The following is a 17,905-nucleotide window of genomic DNA, read 5'->3' on the forward strand; positions in this document are numbered from 1 at the left end:
TCAACTTGGTGGTGAGCTTCTTTCAATTGGCGTTGAATATATTCTTGGCTCGCCCCGTATTGTTTGCTAGTACTAACAATTCTGCGTTGCAATAGGTTGAGTATCATCTTTAGGTGTTCTTCCATAACGCCCTCCATTTCCTTGTTTTACCTCTGTTTTTGCAAGATTAGTTGCCCATTCTTCAATTTCATTTCGCAAATACACAGAACGCTTGCCGCCAAAGAGATTTCTTGGTTTAGGAAAATCAGGAAGTTTTACAAGTTCATAAAATTTTGTAGTACCTATTCCTAATAGTTTTTGAGCCTGATTAGGGTAAAGTAATATTGGTAGTTCATTCATATATTGCTCCTTTATCTTGTTCTTCTTTAAAAACGCCGTTTCTTCTAAACCTTTATTAGGAGTTAAGAAGAGTTTTAAATCTTGTTGTTAAAAAATGACTTATTCTTCTGAACCTTTCTCACGAGTTCAGAAGAATTTTAAAGGAAATATATTTTTATCGCTGACCCGAAAGACACTGCGTCTTTTATGATGTTGTGTCTTTGGGCTGTGCTTCATGAGATAGGATTAAAGGAGAAATTTCATTTCTGTAAATATTTAATAACAATTCCCATTTAATTAAATTTGATCGATATAAACTACTCATTTCTATTAATGCAGTGATTTTATCTTGAATGTGTGTTTGCTTCTTTGCGTTATCATATTGTTGACAGTAAAATTCAAGCATATCATCGGTTGACTTATATTTTTCAGGTAACGGTTCTGCAATAATTTTTAAAAAAGCTTTCAAAGGGCTCGATTTATAAAAGTTTAGGGGAGGGGTTAATCCGAAAGATTCTCCTATGAATAGCAATTCATAATAAAATAGTTTTGTTAGGGTGTATTTGTTATAAGGTGATCCATGTTTTCGATGTAAGTACTTCTGAAATTCATCAATTTTTTCTCGTTTGCCAAATATAGCTAAAATATCCTCTTTTTTATGGTTAAAAGCTTTAAGATCGCTGTTATGAATGTCCATCAAAATTTCATCACGAAGAGGGATGAGCTTCTGAATGTTTCTTTTTAGCCTCCTCAATTTAGCACTTCGACCTGTATTAATTAATTTTTGATAATGGCGCCAAGAAGAAATTATTATTATAACGTGTTGTGGTGAAATTTCGCTTTTTATTAATTCATTCAATTTTTCTTGTATAAATAAAATGGTTTGTGGAGTGTAGGGATCATCTGGAATATAACTATTCATTAATCTCGGGAGTAATTCTGCAGTACGAGCAGGATCTTCATAAACTTCCATTATTGGGCTCCTTTAAATTTAATTGATTGAGTCAAAGGGGTACACAGCCAATTGCTATACCAATCCATGAGCTTTCTACGTTCTTTTTTAAAATCTGCCCTCATATAGATTCCACGTACTCCTTGTATTTTATGTGCTAACTGAGCTTCAATTGCATCTATTCTAAAGTCTCCTTGCTCATGTAAAACTGTAGAGGCTAGAGCGCGAAAACCATGCAATGTGTGTCTATTTTTATACCCCGAATTATGGAGCAACTTGCGTGCGCTGGTTTCGCTGATTGGTTGATGTGTTTTGGTTGTTGGTGAATTAAATAAATAGGGAGTGAAACCGGTAATAAGGCGCAGCTCTTTAAGTAACTCTAATGCTTTTTTTGATAAGGGAACCCAATGCGCTGCCGCCATCTTCATGCGGTCAGCAGGTATATTCCATTCAGCTTGCTGCAGATTAAACTCACTCCATTGAGCTAGTCTTAGCTCTGATGGTCTCGTAAACAGATGAGCCAAGAGTTCAATGTAAATTTTGTTTATTTTTGTTGCTGGACTTTGTTTGATCACTGACAACATTTCATGGGCTTCATTAAAATTTATTGCTGGCTGATTAATTACACGTGGTTTTGGAGCTAATACTTTTTTCAGTCCAATGAAAGGATAATTTTCTGTAAGAGAAGAACCAACCGCAAATTCGAAGATAGCTTCTAATCTAGCATGTAGTCGATGCGCTATTTCATGGTGACCTAGTGCTTCATGAGGGCGGATTATTTGTAGTAGCTCTGCTTTAGTTATTGTGTCGATAGGGCTATTAGCAATGTATGGATAAATATCTCTAACAAGGCTTTTATGGTGACGGTTTTTTGTAACTGTCCTCCATAGATGAGAGTTTTTTGCGTGCCATTGTTCCGCTACTTCTTTAAAGATGAGCTTTGGGATTTCGGGAACATCTCTTTTTCGTGGGTCAATCCCTTTGCTCAGTAAATCACGGTGTGCAATAGCAATGGTACGAGCGTCAGCCAAACTTAAACTAGGGTAATTGCCCAGCGTCATTGTTTGTGGTTTCTTTTCCCATTGAAAACGAAAGATAAATACCTTTTTACCACTAGGTCTTATTTCAAGTACTAAACCATCTCGATCAGCATGGCGTTTTCCATCTTCTATTTTTAAGGATTTAATCTTTGCATCTGAAAGCATTTGTAATTACCTCAACTAAGCGGCAACTTTGAATGGAAGGATAAAAAGTCTTACCCAAGATCTTACCCAAAGTGCTCGCGGTTATATGCGAAAAATAACGAATAGTTGAGAAAGGTTTGAGAAGAGAAAGTCATTGTTATTTCAATAAGAATCAAGAGGTTATGTGCCGTTGTGAACCATTGAGAACTGTTACAAAATGTCTCAATGGTACCGAGGGTCGGACTCGAACCGACACGATGTCACCATCACCGGATTTTGAATCCGGCGCGTCTACCAATTCCGCCACCCCGGCACAAGCGGCCATTATAACAAAGATAATTATGCGAACAAGAGATTTTAGAAAAAATATCTTTATTCAAAATAAAAAACAGCGTTCTTTAGGGATTATCTTGATTAATGGTTCTTGATAAATCATCTATTTTTTTGTTATTTGACAATTTTAGTCACTTAACTGAATAATGACCTGAATTTGAATTATATTTAGACTAAATCAGTGTTGAGTGAGGTAGGTATGAAGAAATGTGGCTTTTGGGTTTTAGGTACTGTTTTATTGGCTCAAAGTTTTTCTGGCTTTTGTACTCAATGCCCTGATCCTGACACCACTTCTTTGAGATGGGGGGTGCCGCCATCTCCGTGGGTAGAAAATCCTTTTTCTGTGAATAAACCGCAAGGGGAAGAAAATACCCGTTTTGTTAAAGCCAATATTCTTGTTGCCAGTTATGGTCAAGGTGTGACCTGTACGTACCGAAACTCTGTCGGTGACTATTCCATCTGGTGGCAGATTCTGACAAAAATTCCTGCCCGGACGGATAATAACTGGATAGATACGTTAGGTGGTTATGTGTGTACCCAGGGTTTAACTCAATGCGAGTTTTATGTGGCAGATACTTCTGAACGCTAAAAGTCGATTAAGCGCCATTGTCCTGTGACCATGCGTCTGAGGTGAGCTGTTAAGTAAAGACAATCTCGTCATCACAGCCGTGGGCGGCATCGCTGAAATGATTCAAGGCACAATTTAACCTGTGCCTTTACTTTAATTTGAAAATGCTACCCAGTTATAACGTTAAATACGATCTTCTGTTATGTTAATCATCATTTCGAGAGATTTCTTGGCGTTGTCTATTACCCATTGTTGATCATTTACCGGGAGTCTGTTTCTGATTCCGGTAAATTCGTTTACCACATCACCGGCCTTAACTTCGTTGTAGGCCATGTTTTTACCCTGGCGCAATAAATCAACCAAAGCAACGAGATGAGGTGGATCATTACGTGACATGGTAGCGCAGCCACAGCCTATGCCTTTTTCCTCATTATTTTTGGGTGCCTCTGCCAGATTAACCACCTCTATTCCCAGCCCCTTACAGTATTGTTTCAGGTTGGCAACCATATGGTTTTCTGTTCCTATTGCATAGCGTTTGGTTCCTGCTTTGTCATGAACCACGTGATCCCATATAAATGCAGTAGAGCCGGAAAACTGGGCTGCTCGAATCACGGAATTACGGCATTCCGGATGTACTATGGTGGCATAACCTTGCTCTTGCCAGTATTCACACATTTCAGGTTGATAATGGGTGTGAACCGCACATTCACTCGCAAATAAAATTAATTGCGCTTTATCAAATTGATCCAGAGTTTTTTTATCTTGTTCCGCCAGAGAGTAGCGAGCACCTGCTGTTCCACCTGGCCAATAGGCAAGATTTTTAATACCCAGCCAGTACGCTACATTTTCTCCCATGTGCTGATCGGGAATAAAAAGTATTTTTTTATTTTGCTTTTGTGCCCATTGAACTATTTTTTTGACGTTAGAACTGGTACAAACTGCACCACCTTGTGCCCCCGTCATTGCTTTAACTCGGCCTGAAGTATTCATGTAACAAACCGGTAGAATGTTTTCGGCACCATAGCGCTCGTTTAAATCCATAAAAGCAGGTTCAACCATAAAATCTTTGGCAAGCATTTCCATGGTGCATCCTGACTTGGGATTAGTGATGTAAACATGCTGGGATGGGTTGGCCAGAATACTGATGGATTCCGCCATAAAATGTACGGCAGACTCTATAATGACAGACTTTTCAGGATGATTGGCAGCCATAAGCGCCAGTTGATATGAATCGCCTATTTGACCGCCAAACTGTTCGATCAATCGGACTATATCCCCTCCCATGTAATAGTGCGCAAGCAGGAGCATTTTATCTCCGAAGTGATCTTGAGCTTTCTTGATATAGGGCTTCATCCATGCCAATACAGTGGTCAATTTGCGATCAGGAAGTGCCTGATATTCTTCGGCATAAGGTATAAAGTCTTCCTGATACCAATCTATTGGGTAATCACTTTGGCAAATGCTCATATCATTTCGTATGTGCATTAAGGTCGTTTCTGGTTGGTAAATAGTCGAATCTTTAAACATTAAATCTGCCTCTAATGTAATTAGGGATAAAATCATTAAGTTAGAATTTATCCTTTACCTGATGATGAATCAGGCGATGTTGACAATGGGTTAAACCAATATCTTGCTCGTTAAAAAAAATATTCAGACATCATAAAAAGCAAAGACCTTCTAACCTAAAGAATTATCTACAGGCCCCAGTTTGGCAATGCTCTCTTGAGCTTTGATATTTTTTCCTGGAAAATCTTCTCTGTAATGGCCTCCCCGTGATTCTCGTCGAGCTAAAGCTGCCCTAACGATGAGCTCTGCGTTGAGAATGATATTTCTTAGTTCGATAAAATCTCGGGTAATGCTGTGCTTCCAGTAATATTCTTCAATAATTTTTTTTCGTTTCATAATTAATTGTAGTAGATCCTGAAGACCTGCTTCAGTTCGAACTATTCCTGCATAGGAGGTCATTTCGCCTCTTAAGCCTCGCCATTGGGCATTAATTTGACTGGCACGTCTGGCGTTTACTTCACCTGGAGAGCTCCAGTTGGGCACGGCATCTATGGATTTAATAGGTGAGGTAATGTCTTTAAGGGTGCATCGTGCTGCATTTGCTCCCATGACCAGCGCCTCCAGCAGCGAATTGCTGGCCAGACGGTTGGCACCATGCAGGCCGGTGAAAGCGACTTCACCTATAGCGTACAAACGCTTCAGATCGGTACGGCCATCAACGTCGGTTAAAACTCCGCCGCATTGGTAATGAGCTGCAGGAACTACAGGAATCATGTCCTGACTCATTTCTATGCCCACAGATAATAAAGTGGCATAAATTTGTGGAAATCGTTTTTGCAGGAAGGATTTACTTTGATGGGTTATGTCCAAATACACATATCCTGCCTGGCTTTGTTCTATTTCGTTAAAGATGGCTCGAGCAACAACATCACGGGTTGCCAGTTCCATCTGTTCAGGGGCGTAATGCTTCATGAAACGCTCGCCTGTTTCGGGATTTTTGAGTAATGCGCCTTCGCCGCGAACGGCTTCCGAGATTAAAAAGTTATTTAGTGAGTGATGGTGCAGCAGAGTAGGGTGAAATTGATAGAATTCCATATTACCCACTCGTGCCCCAGCTCTGTAAGCCATAGCGACGCCATCACCAGTGGCAACCATAGGATTGGTTGTATAACGGTATGTTTTACCTGCGCCTCCAGTTGCCAAAATGACGCAATTGGCCAAAAAGGTATGGATGCGATTGTGTTGACAATCCAGGATATAAGCGCCTAAAACCTCACCTTGATTGTCGGTTCGGTGGGGCAGATATTGAGTGATTAAATTAACCGCAACGTGGTGTTCAAAAAAATCTATTTGGGGGTGTTGTCTGGCCAGATGATTTAATGTTTCAGTTATTGTCAAACCGGTTTGATCACCGCAATTGAATATGCGTCTGTGCGAATGTCCGCCTTCTTTGGCCAGGTTAAATTCGCCATTTTTGTTTTGTTTGAATTGAACCGTATAGTTCACCAACTGTTTGATGATATCTGGACCCTGACGAATAATAAATTCAACAGCAGGTTGATAACATAATCCGTCACCAGCAACCAGGGTGTCGGAAATGTGAGATTCTAAAGAATCCTCTGGTAAAAAAGCAGCAGCAATACCGCCTTGTGCATAGCGGCTATTGCATTCAGCTGCTTCTACTTTGCTGATTAATGCAATTTTTAAATGAGGCTGGATTGCCAGTACTTGCAGGCAGTAATGCAATCCGGCCAATCCTGTACCTATAACAAGAACATCGTATTTAAAGCCTTGTCCTTGTTGGGATAAGGTATTGTTCATGAAAATGCCTTAACAAGTTGTGTTGCCAGACCTGTGTAGGTTTCGGGGGTCAGGCAAGAAAGCTGTTTTTTAGCCTCATCTGGAATGGATAGATTCTGAATAAAATGGTTCAGACTTTCAGCATCAACACCTTGACCTCTGGTCAGTGCTTTGAGTTGTTCGTATGCATCTGGAACGTTATATCGCCGCATCACCGTTTGCACTGCTTCCGCCAGAACTTCCCAATTGGAGTTTAAATCTTCAAGCAGGGCTGTTTTGTTAATTTGCAGCTTGTCATTGCCTTTGGTAATGGAGTAATAGGCGATCAGGCTGTATGAAAAAGCCACTCCCAAATTTCGAAGTACAGTGGAGTCAGATAAATCCCTTTGCAAGCGAGATTGAGTCAGTTTATTAGCGAAATGGATGAACAGGGCATTCGCCACTCCCAGGTTTCCTTCTGCATTTTCAAAATCAATTGGATTGACTTTGTGGGGCATGGTTGATGAGCCAACCTCGGCGGCAACAGTTTTCTGTTTAAAGTAGCCCAAAGAAATATAACTCCAAATGTCTTGGGTGTAATCGAGCAAGATATTGTTGATTCGTACCATAATTTGTGACACTTCAGCAATGCCATCGTGTGGCTCAATCTGAGTGGTGTAGGGATTAAAGGATAAACCGAAGGAGGTGACGAAATTAGCGCAGTGTTTTCGCCAGTCTACCTCTGGATAGGCAATAATGTGCGCATTGTAGTTACCAACAGCACCGTTAAATTTTCCGGGAATAAGTACTTCAGCCAGTTGCTGCTGGGGTCTTTTCAGTCGGGCTACGAAGTTGACCAGTTCTTTACCCATAGTAGTTGGTGTTGCTGGTTGGCCATGAGTTCTGGATAACATTGCTACATCGCCATGTTGTTTACCAAGCAGGGTGATGCTGCCCATAATTTCAGCCAGAGTAGGCTGAATAACCTGAGCAATCGCTTGTTTTACCATGAGCGCATAGGCCAGGTTATTAATGTCTTCCGAGGTGCAGGCAAAGTGAATGAAGCCAACAGTAGATTTCAGTTGTTCGTGATTTTGGAATTTGTCTTTCAGGTAATACTCAATGGCTTTAACATCGTGATTGGTCTGCTTTTCAAATTCTTTGATTTTTGCGGCTTCGGATTCATCGAAATTATCAATCAAAGCAGATAAAAATGCTTTTGAGTCGGCGCTTAAGGCAGGGACCTCAGGAATGGTTTCATTGGCTGCCAAAGATTCAAGCCAGCGAATCTCTACCATCAAACGATAGTAATTTAGAGCAAATTCACTGAAATAAGGACTTAACGCCCTGGTTTTATTGATATAACGACCATCTATGGGAGAGATTGCGTTTAAAGCTGAAAGTGTCATCGGTAGCCTTCCCAGATAATAAAGCACATATGATATTAGATGCGAGGCAAGATGTGAATTAAAGTGAGAAATTTTATATCATAATTTACGTATTTTTGATCCCAGTGCGTATAATAGCCCCAAAATAATATCTATTGGTCCTCTTTTAATGAATACTATAATCGAATCCTACCGGGCAGGGCTGTTTCAAAAAAAATATTGGTTACCCAATATTATCTCAGGGGTAATTGTTGGCGTAGTAGCGTTACCCTTGGCAATGGCTTTTGCTATTGCATCTGGAGCTAAGCCCGAACAGGGTTTGTATACAGCGATCGTTGCGGGTCTGGTGGTTTCGATAATGGGAGGAAGCAGGCTGCAAATTGCGGGCCCTACGGGTGCTTTCATCGTTGTGCTTGCCGGAATTACTGCCAAATACGGCATATCAGGTTTGCAAATTGCTACCATGATGGCTGGATTCATCCTGTTGTTTTTTGGCCTTGCCCGCCTGGGGGGAATTATCAAATTCATCCCAAGTCCTGTGATTATTGGCTTTACTTCCGGTATTGCAGTAGTCATTTGGGTGGGGCAGTGGCAGTATTTTCTGGGATTACCCCCTGTAACTGACGCCCATTTTCATGAAAAACTATGGCATTTGATCCAGATTATTCCTCAGCTGAATTTATCCACCACCTTGTTGGGAGTCAGTTCTCTGTTCATCGTGATTTACTCCAACAAAATTCCAGGATTAAAGCGTGTTCCTGGTCCTTTAACTGCCTTGGTGGTAATAACGATGCTGCAATCAATGATGCATTTTGAGGGAGTAGCTACCATAGGCAGTATGTTTGGCGGGATTCCTCAGGGTTTACCTGATTTTTCCTGGCCTTCTGTGGGGCTGGATCGAATAATAGAACTGGTTGGTCCTGCCTTTACTATTGCCATGCTCGGTGCGATAGAATCCTTGTTGTCCGCTGTTGTTGCAGATGGTATGTCCGGTACACAACATCATTCAAACAGAGAGTTGATTGGACAAGGATTGGCAAATATCCTGACGCCTCTGTTTGGCGGATTTGCTGCCACTGGTGCGATAGCACGGACTGCTACCAACATTCGTAATGGCGGAAACAGCCCACTATCAGGGATTGTTCATTCTGTTACTTTGATTTTGATCATACTGTTTTTAGCTCCCCTGGCAGTAAATGTTCCGCTTGCGGCTCTTGCCGCTGTATTGTTTGTTGTTGCCTGGAATATGAGTGAGGCGCATCATTTTGTAAAAATAATTCGCTTGGCGCCAAGAGCAGATGCCTTCGTATTGTTGGTGACTTTCTTTTTGACCGTATTTGTCGATTTGGTTGTGGCGGTGAATATTGGTGTAATCATTGCTATTTTGTTGTTTATGCGGCAAATGGCTTTGGGCGTTGAAGTGCAACAAATGTCTCAGGAGGATTTATCTCAGGAATTGCTACAGCACAATATCGCTGAATTACCTTCAGATGTTTTGGTTTATGCCATTGAAGGTCCTTTTTTCTTTGGTGCAGTAGAACTGTTCCAGCGTGCCCTGGCTTATACCCATACCGATCCACAAATTGTGATCATCAGAATGCGATGGGTGCCGTTCATAGATGCTACTGGTTTGCAGACTCTTGATGAAGTGATTGCCGGAATGCAACAACGTGGGGTTCGGGTTATCCTCAGTGGTGCTAATGAGTTGGTTGAAAAAAAACTACGCAAAATGGGTATTATTGGTCGAATTGGCGAACATAACTTTTTCAGGGATTTTTCCAAGGCTTTGCTTGCTTGTCATCTGAACGCTCGTGCTCAAAAAAATCAGGATAAATTCACGGACGAGGCTGATAATCCTGCTGCAGGATAGGCTATTTGCACCAAGGACAATGGGTGATTATGCCTTAGGCTCTGGGGAATAACCTGGTGTTTTTTCAATACAAATCACCGCTACAGAGCCAAGTTTCAAAGACATTGAAGGTTCTCATTCCAATAGACTGACAATTTAAGTAGAATGGCTATCATTTTATGACTTTGGGGTTGATATGGCGGATAAAATACATACTATCGATTTGGCGCAACTTGGAATGCGGGATCTGGAGCAGGTGGGTGGTAAAAACTCCTCTCTGGGTGAGATGATCAGTCATTTATCCTCAGCTGGAGTTGCTGTTCCTGGCGGTTTTGCGACTACGGCAGATTCATTCCGGGAGTTTTTATCACGTGATGGACTTGATAAGAAAATTTACGAGCAATTATCTGCTTTGGATACGGATGATGTGTGTCAGTTGGCACTAGTGGGCAGGCAGATCCGCGAGATGATAGTTAATACCCCCTTCGCCCCTGAATTTGAACATGCAGTTCGAGCATCTTATGAGGATTTAGCCCGTCGTATTGGTCATGATGATTTTAGTGTTGCGGTAAGATCCTCTGCTACAGCAGAAGATTTGCCGGATGCTTCTTTTGCTGGTCAACAAGAAACTTTTTTGAATGTCAAAGGAATTGATGCGGTTTTGGATTGCATAAAACATGTTTTTGCATCCTTGTTTAACGATAGGGCTATAGCGTACAGGGTTCACCATAATTTTGCTCATCATGATGTGGCCTTATCTGCGGGTATTCAACAAATGATCCGCAGTGATTTGGCAGTAAGTGGTGTGATGTTTACCATGGACACGGAATCAGGATTTGACCAGGTGGTGTTTATCACGTCTTCTTATGGATTGGGTGAAATGGTTGTGCAAGGTGCGGTGAATCCCGATGAGTTTTATGTTCACAAGCCCGGACTTGTTGCAGGTAAACCTGCGGTAATTCGCAGAAATCTTGGCAGTAAAGCACTAAAGATGGTTTACTGTGATGACCGAACCCTGGATAGACGGGTTAAAACTGTTGATGTTGATCCGGCAGAGCAACTCCTTTTTTCTTTGAATGCGCTGGAAGTGGAAGAATTAGCCCGGCAGGCTTTAATCATAGAACAACACTACGGTCGCCCCATGGATATTGAGTGGGCAAAAGATGGAAAAGACGGTAAGTTATATATTTTACAGGCCAGACCTGAAACGGTTAAAAGCAGAGACAATAAACAGGTACTAGAGCGATATACCTTGTTGAAAAAAGGCGAAGTTTTAAGTGAAGGACGTAGCATAGGCCAACGTATTGGTCAGGGCAAAGCCAAAATTATCAAAGACATAAGTGAAATGCATAAGGTACAGCCTGGTGATGTCCTGGTATCTGACATGACAGATCCTGATTGGGAGCCGGTCATGAAGCGTGCTTCTGCTATTGTAACCAACAGGGGAGGAAGAACCTGCCATGCTGCAATTATTGCTCGTGAATTAGGTATTCCTGCCGTTGTGGGGTGTGGTGATGCAACCAAAACCATTACCGATGGTGATGACGTTACCGTAAGTTGTGCTGAAGGCGATACAGGTATTGTTTATGCGGGTTTATTGCCCTTTGAGCAAGTAAAACTTGATGTGGATACCATGCCTGAATTACCCATCAAAGTGATGTTAAATGTGGGAAATCCAGAAAGAGCATTTGCTTTTCAGTCAATTCCGAATTCAGGGGTGGGACTAGCCCGGTTGGAATTTTTAATTTCCAACACTATTGGTATACACCCCAAAGCTTTGCTGGATTTTGATACTTTGGAAGACACTGAACTTAAGCAGTTTATTGCTGACAAAACTGTTGCTTATGCATCACCAGTTGAATTTTATATAGAGCGGCTCAAAGAGGGGATAGCAACTATTGCTGCTGCTTTTTATCCCAAGCCAGTCATTGTTCGTCTTTCCGATTTTAAATCAAATGAATACGCTAATCTTGTTGGTGGCAGATTATATGAACCCCATGAAGAAAATCCAATGCTGGGTTTTAGGGGGGCATCTCGTTATGTTTCTGCTCAATTTGCTGAATGCTTTGCTATGGAGTGTAAAGCAGTCAGACGAGTAAGAGAGGACATGGGGTTAACCAACGTTGAGATCATGATTCCATTTGTGAGAACCGTTTCTGAGGCCAGTGGTGTGATTCAGGTATTGAAGCAGCATGGGTTGGAGCGGGGTAAAGACGGTTTACGGGTGATCATGATGTGTGAACTCCCCTCTAATGCCTTGCTGGCGAGTGAATTTTTAGAGTATTTCGATGGATTTTCTATAGGTTCTAATGACCTGACCCAATTAACACTGGGTTTGGATAGAGATTCCGGTTTGGTTGCTGCGCAATTTGATGAGCGAAATGATGCTGTGAAAGCGTTATTACACTTGGCGATTGTTGCGTGTAAAAATGCAGGCAAGTATATAGGCATTTGTGGTCAGGGGCCTTCAGATCATCAGGATTTTGCACAATGGTTAATGAAAGAAGGCATAGACAGCGTGTCATTAAACCCTGATTCTGTTTTGGAAACCTGTTTGTTTTTGGCAAAACAGTAAAAGACTGACAGGAAGACGTTACGTGTAATCTTCCTGTCAAAGTAACCACAGTAAAGGGAGAGGCAGTAATGATACGAGGTTCTAAATGGTTGTTTCTTTTAGCAGGCATTTTTCCTGTAATTGCTTGCGCCTCAGGAGCTGATGATCATGCTGATCCCGTTGCTTCGGTTCTGCTTGGTGTGACCTGTATTTTACTCTTCGCCATAATAGGCAGATATACCGCCAGACGTTTTAACCAGCCAGGTGTTCTGGGTGAATTATTGATGGGGGTTTTTGTTGGAAATGTCAGTTATTTTTTTGGTAATCAGCTCATCGTTATCCTAAGAGAAGGCTCCTCAATTTTCACTGTGATGAAAGAAGTTTTAGAGGGGGTTTCGGTTAGTCAGGCAGTGAATTCCGTAATTCCCAATCCCTTTTATGCTCAGCAAATTACCCAGGCCTTAAGTGGCCCAGAGGGAACTGAGTATCTTAAAATCGCTTATATAGTGGATATATTTTCTCGACTGGGCGTTATCTTTTTGTTGTTTATGGTTGGCTTGGAAAGCTCTTTGGAGGAACTTAAACATACTGGAAGAGAATCCATTTTGGTTGCTTTGATTGGTATTTTGGCGCCAATGATTCTCGGATTTTTTGCTGCATATTTTTTGTTGCCTGAGGCACATGTACAAGCGGATTTATTCATTGCAGCAACCTTAAGTGCTACCAGTATAGGCATCACTGCCAGAGTACTGAAAGAGATGAATAAACTGCGTACTCGGGAAGCCAGAACCATTCTTGGTGCAGCCATGCTGGATGACATCCTCGGGTTGATTTTATTAGCTGTAGTCAGTAGTGTCGTTACAAGCAACTCGGTTGATTTGGGTGTGGTACTCCGAATTATCATATCGTCTATCCTGTTTTTCATGGGCGCTTTGGTATTAGGGCCTATATTTTTACGTAAATCAGTTCAATTTTTACGTCCTCTTGAGCCATGGGAATCGACGCTGTTTATCACGTTTATTTTTGTTATGGCTCTTTCATGGTTTGCATCCTTTGTGCATTTGGCTGCAATTATCGGTGCTTTTGCTGCTGGCGTTATCATTCATGATGATTATTTTAAAGCAAAGGGTGGGCCGCCAAAGGAAAGCCGCAGTATCCATCATTTAATTTCTCCTTTGGAGTCCATACTTGCGCCTATGTTTTTTATGGTAATTGGTCTGCAGGTCAAGTTGGAAACATTTTACAGTTGGAACGTGATAGTATTATCCAGTGGTTTAATTTGTGCTGCGATAATAGGTAAATTACTCAGTGGATTGGGTGCAAATCGTAAAGACGATAGGTTGTTGATTGGCATTGGAATGTTACCCCGTGGTGAAGTTGGACTGGTATTTGCCTCCATAGGCCGAACCTTGGGCGTCATTTCTGATGAGTTGTTTTCATCCATAGTTTTAATGGTTTTAGTTACTACGTTTATTGCGCCTCCCTTATTAAAAGTGCGTTATGCTAACAAGAAAAAGGAACTCAAGGTTTGAAAATAGACACACTACAAGTAGCCTCCGATGTAAGGCGTGCGTTGCAAGAGGATATAGGTACCGGTGATGTGACCGCTGCTTTGTTGCCATCTCGTCTTGTTGTTGAAGCAGAGATAATTTCCAGAGAAGCGATGTTGGTCTGTGGGCAGCCTTGGGTCAATGAAGTTTTTGCCCAGGTCGACCCTAAAATTGAAATAGAATGGCTGGTAGCCGAGGGCGATTGGCTGGACAAGCCAGCAACTTTGTGTGTCCTGCATGGGACTGCCAGTAGTATTCTAACCGCTGAGCGTACGGCATTAAATTTTTTACAGACCCTTTCGGCTACTGCCACGCAAACTCATCATTACGTTAAGAAATTAGCCGGAACCAAAACCCGCTTGTTAGATACCCGTAAAACCATACCTGGCCTGCGAAAAGCGCAAAAATATGCGGTAAGTTGCGGGGGTGGGGTTAATCACCGTATGGGATTGTACGATGCTTTTCTAATCAAAGAAAATCATATTAAAGCGTGTGGCAGCATAGCTAAAGCGATTAGTCTGGCCAGAGCAACCAACCAACATGTGTTGGTTGAGATAGAAGTAGAAACTCTTGATGAGTTGCGTGAAGCTTTGGCAGCGCATCCTGACAGGATATTGCTCGATAATTTCAGTCTTGATCTTTTGGCGCAGGCTGTACAGCTCAATCAGCCTAAATATTGTGAACTTGAGGCTTCGGGTGGAATTAATAGTGACACTATAGAAGATATCGCCCGCTGTGGGGTTGATTTTATTTCGGTAGGGGCGATTACAAAATCACTCAAGGCAATCGATTTGAGTTTATTGGTTAGGGAAGTCTTATGAACTTGAGTATTGTATTTACAGGCGGTGGAACCGCTGGCCATGTTACACCCAATATGGCATTAATAAAACAATTAAAAACAGAAGGGTGGACTATCCATTATATTGGTTCGGAACAAGGGATAGAACATGAGATGATTGAGAATATAGGAATCCCCTTTCATGCAGTGAGTAGTGGTAAGTTACGCCGTTACTTCAGTCTGAAAAATGTGTTGGATCCTTTTAAAATTCTTTTTGGAATCATGCAATCTTTTTGCTTGTTTCATCGTTTAAAACCTGATGTGGTTTTTTCCAAGGGGGGATTTGTCGCATTCCCTGTGGTTGTAGGGGCCTGGTTGAATCGAATCCCTGTAGTCGCCCATGAATCGGATATGTCCCCAGGATTAGCCAACCGCCTTTCTTTTCCTTTTGTGAACAAAATTTGTCTTACTTTTGCGGCAGGAAAAAAGCACTTCAAGCGACAGGATAAAATTGAGGTGACCGGTACGCCAATACGTGAACAATTGTTTACTGGCTCTAAAGTCCGAGGCCTGGCGAGGTGTGGCTTTACTCCTGAAAAACCCTGTTTGTTGGTGATTGGAGGAAGCTTGGGAGCGGGCTCAATTAATCAGAGCGTGAGAGCTGCAATTGGGCAATTAACCGAACAGTTTCAAGTGATACATTTATGCGGTAAGGGAAAAATTGATCCCCTTTTGCTTCAATACCCTGGCTACTGCCAGTTTGAATACGCCCACGAAGAGCTTGCTGATTTGTTTGCAGCTTCAGATGTGGTCGTTTCTCGAGCTGGGGCAAATTCCCTATATGAGATATTGGCGTTAGGAAAACCGCATGTGTTAATTCCACTATCGGCGCAAGTAAGTCGAGGAGATCAAATACAAAACGCACGTTATTTTCAAGGATTGGGAATTAGCGTGGTGATTCAGGATCAGGGTTTAAATGCAGAGACTTTATTAAGCGCTTTAGAAGAAGTCATGCAAAATCAAGGTGATATAAAAAGTAAAATCAAGGCATTAAATATTGAGTCTGCCACGGATAAAATCATAGCACTAATCAAGGAGCAAGCGCATGTTGAAATCCCGAGAACTGTCTGATTACGTTAATCAGCAATGGCAGGAGGAAATACTGCCCAGTTTATGCGACTACATTAAAATTCCTAACAAATCCCCCCACTTTGATTCCATGTGGAAAGAACATGGTTACATGGATAAAGCCGTAGCACATATTGCTCAATGGTGTGCTGATCATGCACCCAAGGGTATGATGCTGGAAATCATGCAGTTAGAGGGCAGAACACCACTCATTTTTATGGAAATTCCCGGGCAGATAAATGAGACCGTTTTGCTTTACGGGCATTTGGACAAACAACCCGAAATGGAAGGTTGGGATGACGATTTGGAACCCTGGAAGCCAGTGCTGAAAAATGGCCTTTTGTATGGTAGGGGCGGCGCTGATGATGGTTATTCCGCCTACGCATCACTGACAGCCATTCGTGCTCTGGAAGCACAAAATATTCCTTATCCTCGCTGCGTATTGATTATTGAAGCGTGTGAAGAAAGCGGCAGTTACGATTTACCTCGTTATATAGACCTGTTAAAAGAACGTATAGGCACACCATCCCTGGTTATTTGTCTTGATTCAGGTGCCGGAAACTACGATCAATTATGGATGACGACATCATTACGGGGTAATGTAGTGGGCGAGTTAACGGTTGAGCTGATTCAAGAAGGAGTTCACTCCGGTAATGCCAGTGGTATTGTTGCTGACAGCTTCAGAGTTGCAAGACAATTGATCAGCCGAATAGAAGACGAAACCACGGGAACAATCAAGTTGTCACAGCTTTATTGTGATATTCCCCAAGAGCGCATCCAGCAGGCTAAAAAATGTGCGGAGGTGCTTGGTAACCAGGTTTATAGTGAATTTCCCTGGCACAATGGCGTTCACCCGGTTCAACAGGAAGAGCCGGAGTTGATTTTGAACAGAACCTGGCGGCCTGCATTGACGGTGACTGGAGCTGATGGATTACCACCTATTGCCGATGCCGGAAACGTCATGCGTCCTAAAACAGCATTAAAACTTTCCATGCGTCTACCTCCTTTGGTCAACCCGCAAGAAGCATCACGCCTGTTGCACCACACTCTGACGACTAATCCACCTTACCATGCAAAAGTCAGTTTCAGGGTTGATGATGGATCTAAAGGTTGGAATGCTCCAGAGCTTTCACCATGGTTAGCGCAATCGGCAAATGAAGCATCACTGACTTTTTATGGTAAACCTGCAGCATACATGGGTGAGGGGGGTACCATTCCATTTATGGGAATGCTCGGGGAGCAATTTCCAAAAGCTCAATTTATGATTACCGGTGTTTTAGGCCCACACTCAAACGCTCATGGCCCCAATGAGTTTCTGCATCTGGATATGGTTAAGAAATTAACATCGTGCGTTTCATATGTTCTTTACAGTTTTTCTCAACAAAAATAAATCGAAAATGCCCTCGACAGTTGGGTAAAATATTGGGATACTGCACAACGGCTCTGGAACGAGCCGTTTTAGTCCAACAATTAGGAGAATATCATGAACGCAAGATTTATTGCTGTATTATTATCATTACTCGTTGTAACCATTCCTGCTCAGGCAAATACTGTCCCTAAAAAAACTCAAGATCATCACCTGGCTGCGCCAGTCAAAATAGATCTCAACAGGGCAGGATTAGCCACACTTACCGGTTCCTTTAAAGGCATTGGTAAAAAGCGAGCACAAGCCATTATTGCTTACAGAGAGAGTCACAAAGGGTTTAAATCGATTGAAGAACTCGCTGAAGTGAAAGGATTTGGGCAGCGGTTTATGGATACCAACCGACAAAAATTGAAAGAGGTGTTTGTTATCAATTAAGGCAGGATGAGGTTCAAGGATAATTGCAGTAAGATTATCATCAGTCCATTGCGCCTTTTGCTACTCTTGTCCTTGAATGTTAATTTTGTCCTTTAATTTTATGGCCAGCCCATGTTGTTGCTTGAGTTTAGTCGTGTAGATGTACCGTTTTGTTTGTGTCTGACTCACAATGGTTTGGGGTGGCGTTTGATTTCTGTCTGATAAGAATAATTTTTTT

Annotated in this window: 14 protein-coding genes and 1 tRNA gene; 8 read left to right on the forward strand and 7 right to left on the reverse strand. The window is 42.0% G+C overall.

Annotated elements, in window-relative coordinates:
• Positions 1-72: 72 nt before the first annotated feature.
• The 4 genes from Lwor_RS12620 to Lwor_RS12635 all read right to left on the reverse strand — a co-directional run bounded on the left by Lwor_RS12620 (position 73) and on the right by Lwor_RS12635 (position 2,767).
• The gene (locus tag Lwor_RS12620; RefSeq protein ID WP_058494233.1) at positions 73-339 is read right to left on the reverse strand and encodes a helix-turn-helix transcriptional regulator; all 267 of its coding nucleotides are present in this window, start codon (positions 337-339) and stop codon (positions 73-75) included.
• A gap of 184 nt (positions 340-523) precedes the next feature.
• A complete protein-coding gene (locus Lwor_RS12625) occupies positions 524-1,291 on the reverse strand; it encodes a hypothetical protein (RefSeq protein ID WP_058494234.1) in 768 nt (255 codons plus the stop codon).
• Positions 1,291-2,475 carry a tyrosine-type recombinase/integrase gene (locus tag Lwor_RS12630; protein ID WP_058494235.1) on the reverse strand — a complete coding sequence of 395 codons (1,185 nt, stop codon included), beginning with the start codon at positions 2,473-2,475 and terminating at the stop codon, positions 1,291-1,293. The genes Lwor_RS12625 and Lwor_RS12630 overlap by 1 nt, the downstream gene beginning before the upstream one ends.
• A gap of 205 nt (positions 2,476-2,680) precedes the next feature.
• Positions 2,681-2,767 (reverse strand) — tRNA-Leu (locus Lwor_RS12635).
• A gap of 219 nt (positions 2,768-2,986) precedes the next feature.
• Here Lwor_RS12635 and Lwor_RS12640 point away from each other — a divergent pair.
• The gene (locus Lwor_RS12640) at positions 2,987-3,376 is read left to right on the forward strand and encodes a DUF3757 domain-containing protein (RefSeq protein ID WP_058494236.1); all 390 of its coding nucleotides are present in this window, start codon (positions 2,987-2,989) and stop codon (positions 3,374-3,376) included.
• A gap of 162 nt (positions 3,377-3,538) precedes the next feature.
• On the opposite strand, the gene nadA is transcribed toward Lwor_RS12640, so the two are convergent.
• The 3 genes from nadA to purB all read right to left on the reverse strand — a co-directional run bounded on the left by nadA (position 3,539) and on the right by purB (position 8,049).
• Positions 3,539-4,882: a quinolinate synthase NadA gene (gene nadA / locus Lwor_RS12645; protein ID WP_058494366.1), complete on the reverse strand. Its 1,344-nt coding sequence runs from the start codon at positions 4,880-4,882 to the stop codon at positions 3,539-3,541.
• 150 nt (positions 4,883-5,032) lie between these two features.
• The gene (gene nadB / locus Lwor_RS12650) at positions 5,033-6,682 is read right to left on the reverse strand and encodes an L-aspartate oxidase (RefSeq protein ID WP_058494237.1); all 1,650 of its coding nucleotides are present in this window, start codon (positions 6,680-6,682) and stop codon (positions 5,033-5,035) included.
• Positions 6,679-8,049, reverse strand: a complete 1,371-nt coding sequence (purB, locus tag Lwor_RS12655) for an adenylosuccinate lyase (protein WP_058494238.1) — start codon at positions 8,047-8,049, stop codon at positions 6,679-6,681. The genes nadB and purB overlap by 4 nt, the downstream gene beginning before the upstream one ends.
• A 148-nt stretch (positions 8,050-8,197) precedes the next feature.
• On the opposite strand from purB, the gene Lwor_RS12660 reads away from it, so the two are divergent.
• The 7 genes from Lwor_RS12660 (at position 8,198) to Lwor_RS12690 (ending at position 17,688) form a co-directional block, all read left to right on the forward strand.
• The gene (locus Lwor_RS12660; RefSeq protein ID WP_058494239.1) at positions 8,198-9,898 is read left to right on the forward strand and encodes a SulP family inorganic anion transporter; all 1,701 of its coding nucleotides are present in this window, start codon (positions 8,198-8,200) and stop codon (positions 9,896-9,898) included.
• Positions 9,899-10,073: 175 nt separating this feature from the next.
• Entirely contained in the window at positions 10,074-12,452 is a 2,379-nt protein-coding gene (gene ppsA / locus Lwor_RS12665; protein ID WP_058494240.1) for a phosphoenolpyruvate synthase, read from the forward strand.
• 71 nt (positions 12,453-12,523) lie between these two features.
• On the forward strand, positions 12,524-13,963 hold the full coding sequence (locus Lwor_RS12670) for a cation:proton antiporter (protein WP_415582913.1): 1,440 nt from the start codon (positions 12,524-12,526) through the stop codon (positions 13,961-13,963).
• Positions 13,960-14,802, forward strand: a complete 843-nt coding sequence (gene nadC, locus Lwor_RS12675) for a carboxylating nicotinate-nucleotide diphosphorylase (RefSeq protein ID WP_115091047.1) — start codon at positions 13,960-13,962, stop codon at positions 14,800-14,802. Before Lwor_RS12670 ends, nadC begins: the two co-directional genes overlap by 4 nt.
• Positions 14,799-15,890 carry an undecaprenyldiphospho-muramoylpentapeptide beta-N-acetylglucosaminyltransferase gene (locus Lwor_RS12680; RefSeq protein WP_058494242.1) on the forward strand — a complete coding sequence of 364 codons (1,092 nt, stop codon included), beginning with the start codon at positions 14,799-14,801 and terminating at the stop codon, positions 15,888-15,890. Before nadC ends, Lwor_RS12680 begins: the two co-directional genes overlap by 4 nt.
• On the forward strand, positions 15,865-17,277 hold the full coding sequence (locus tag Lwor_RS12685; RefSeq protein WP_058494243.1) for a M20 family metallopeptidase: 1,413 nt from the start codon (positions 15,865-15,867) through the stop codon (positions 17,275-17,277). The genes Lwor_RS12680 and Lwor_RS12685 overlap by 26 nt, the downstream gene beginning before the upstream one ends.
• A gap of 93 nt (positions 17,278-17,370) precedes the next feature.
• Positions 17,371-17,688, forward strand: coding sequence for a ComEA family DNA-binding protein (locus Lwor_RS12690; RefSeq protein WP_058494244.1), 318 nt, complete (start codon positions 17,371-17,373; stop codon positions 17,686-17,688).
• Positions 17,689-17,905 lie beyond the last annotated feature (217 nt).

It is taken from the genome of Legionella worsleiensis, from assembly GCF_001467535.1.
Taxonomy (GTDB): Bacteria; Pseudomonadota; Gammaproteobacteria; order Legionellales; family Legionellaceae; genus Legionella; species Legionella worsleiensis.

Bases quoted from the DNA above. Each gene is read 5' to 3' on its own strand.
- Lwor_RS12620 (WP_058494233.1), bottom strand. From the start codon at position 339: ATGAATGAACTACCAATATTACTTTACCCTAATCAGGCTCAAAAACTA.
- Lwor_RS12625 (WP_058494234.1), bottom strand. From the start codon at position 1,291: ATGGAAGTTTATGAAGATCCTGCTCGTACTGCAGAATTACTCCCGAGA.
- Lwor_RS12630 (WP_058494235.1), bottom strand. From the start codon at position 2,475: ATGCTTTCAGATGCAAAGATTAAATCCTTAAAAATAGAAGATGGAAAA.
- Lwor_RS12640 (WP_058494236.1), top strand. From the start codon at position 2,987: ATGAAGAAATGTGGCTTTTGGGTTTTAGGTACTGTTTTATTGGCTCAA.
- nadA (WP_058494366.1), bottom strand. From the start codon at position 4,882: ATGTTTAAAGATTCGACTATTTACCAACCAGAAACGACCTTAATGCAC.
- nadB (WP_058494237.1), bottom strand. From the start codon at position 6,682: ATGAACAATACCTTATCCCAACAAGGACAAGGCTTTAAATACGATGTT.
- purB (WP_058494238.1), bottom strand. From the start codon at position 8,049: ATGACACTTTCAGCTTTAAACGCAATCTCTCCCATAGATGGTCGTTAT.
- Lwor_RS12660 (WP_058494239.1), top strand. From the start codon at position 8,198: ATGAATACTATAATCGAATCCTACCGGGCAGGGCTGTTTCAAAAAAAA.
- ppsA (WP_058494240.1), top strand. From the start codon at position 10,074: ATGGCGGATAAAATACATACTATCGATTTGGCGCAACTTGGAATGCGG.
- Lwor_RS12680 (WP_058494242.1), top strand. From the start codon at position 14,799: ATGAACTTGAGTATTGTATTTACAGGCGGTGGAACCGCTGGCCATGTT.
- Lwor_RS12685 (WP_058494243.1), top strand. From the start codon at position 15,865: ATGTTGAAATCCCGAGAACTGTCTGATTACGTTAATCAGCAATGGCAG.
- Lwor_RS12690 (WP_058494244.1), top strand. From the start codon at position 17,371: ATGAACGCAAGATTTATTGCTGTATTATTATCATTACTCGTTGTAACC.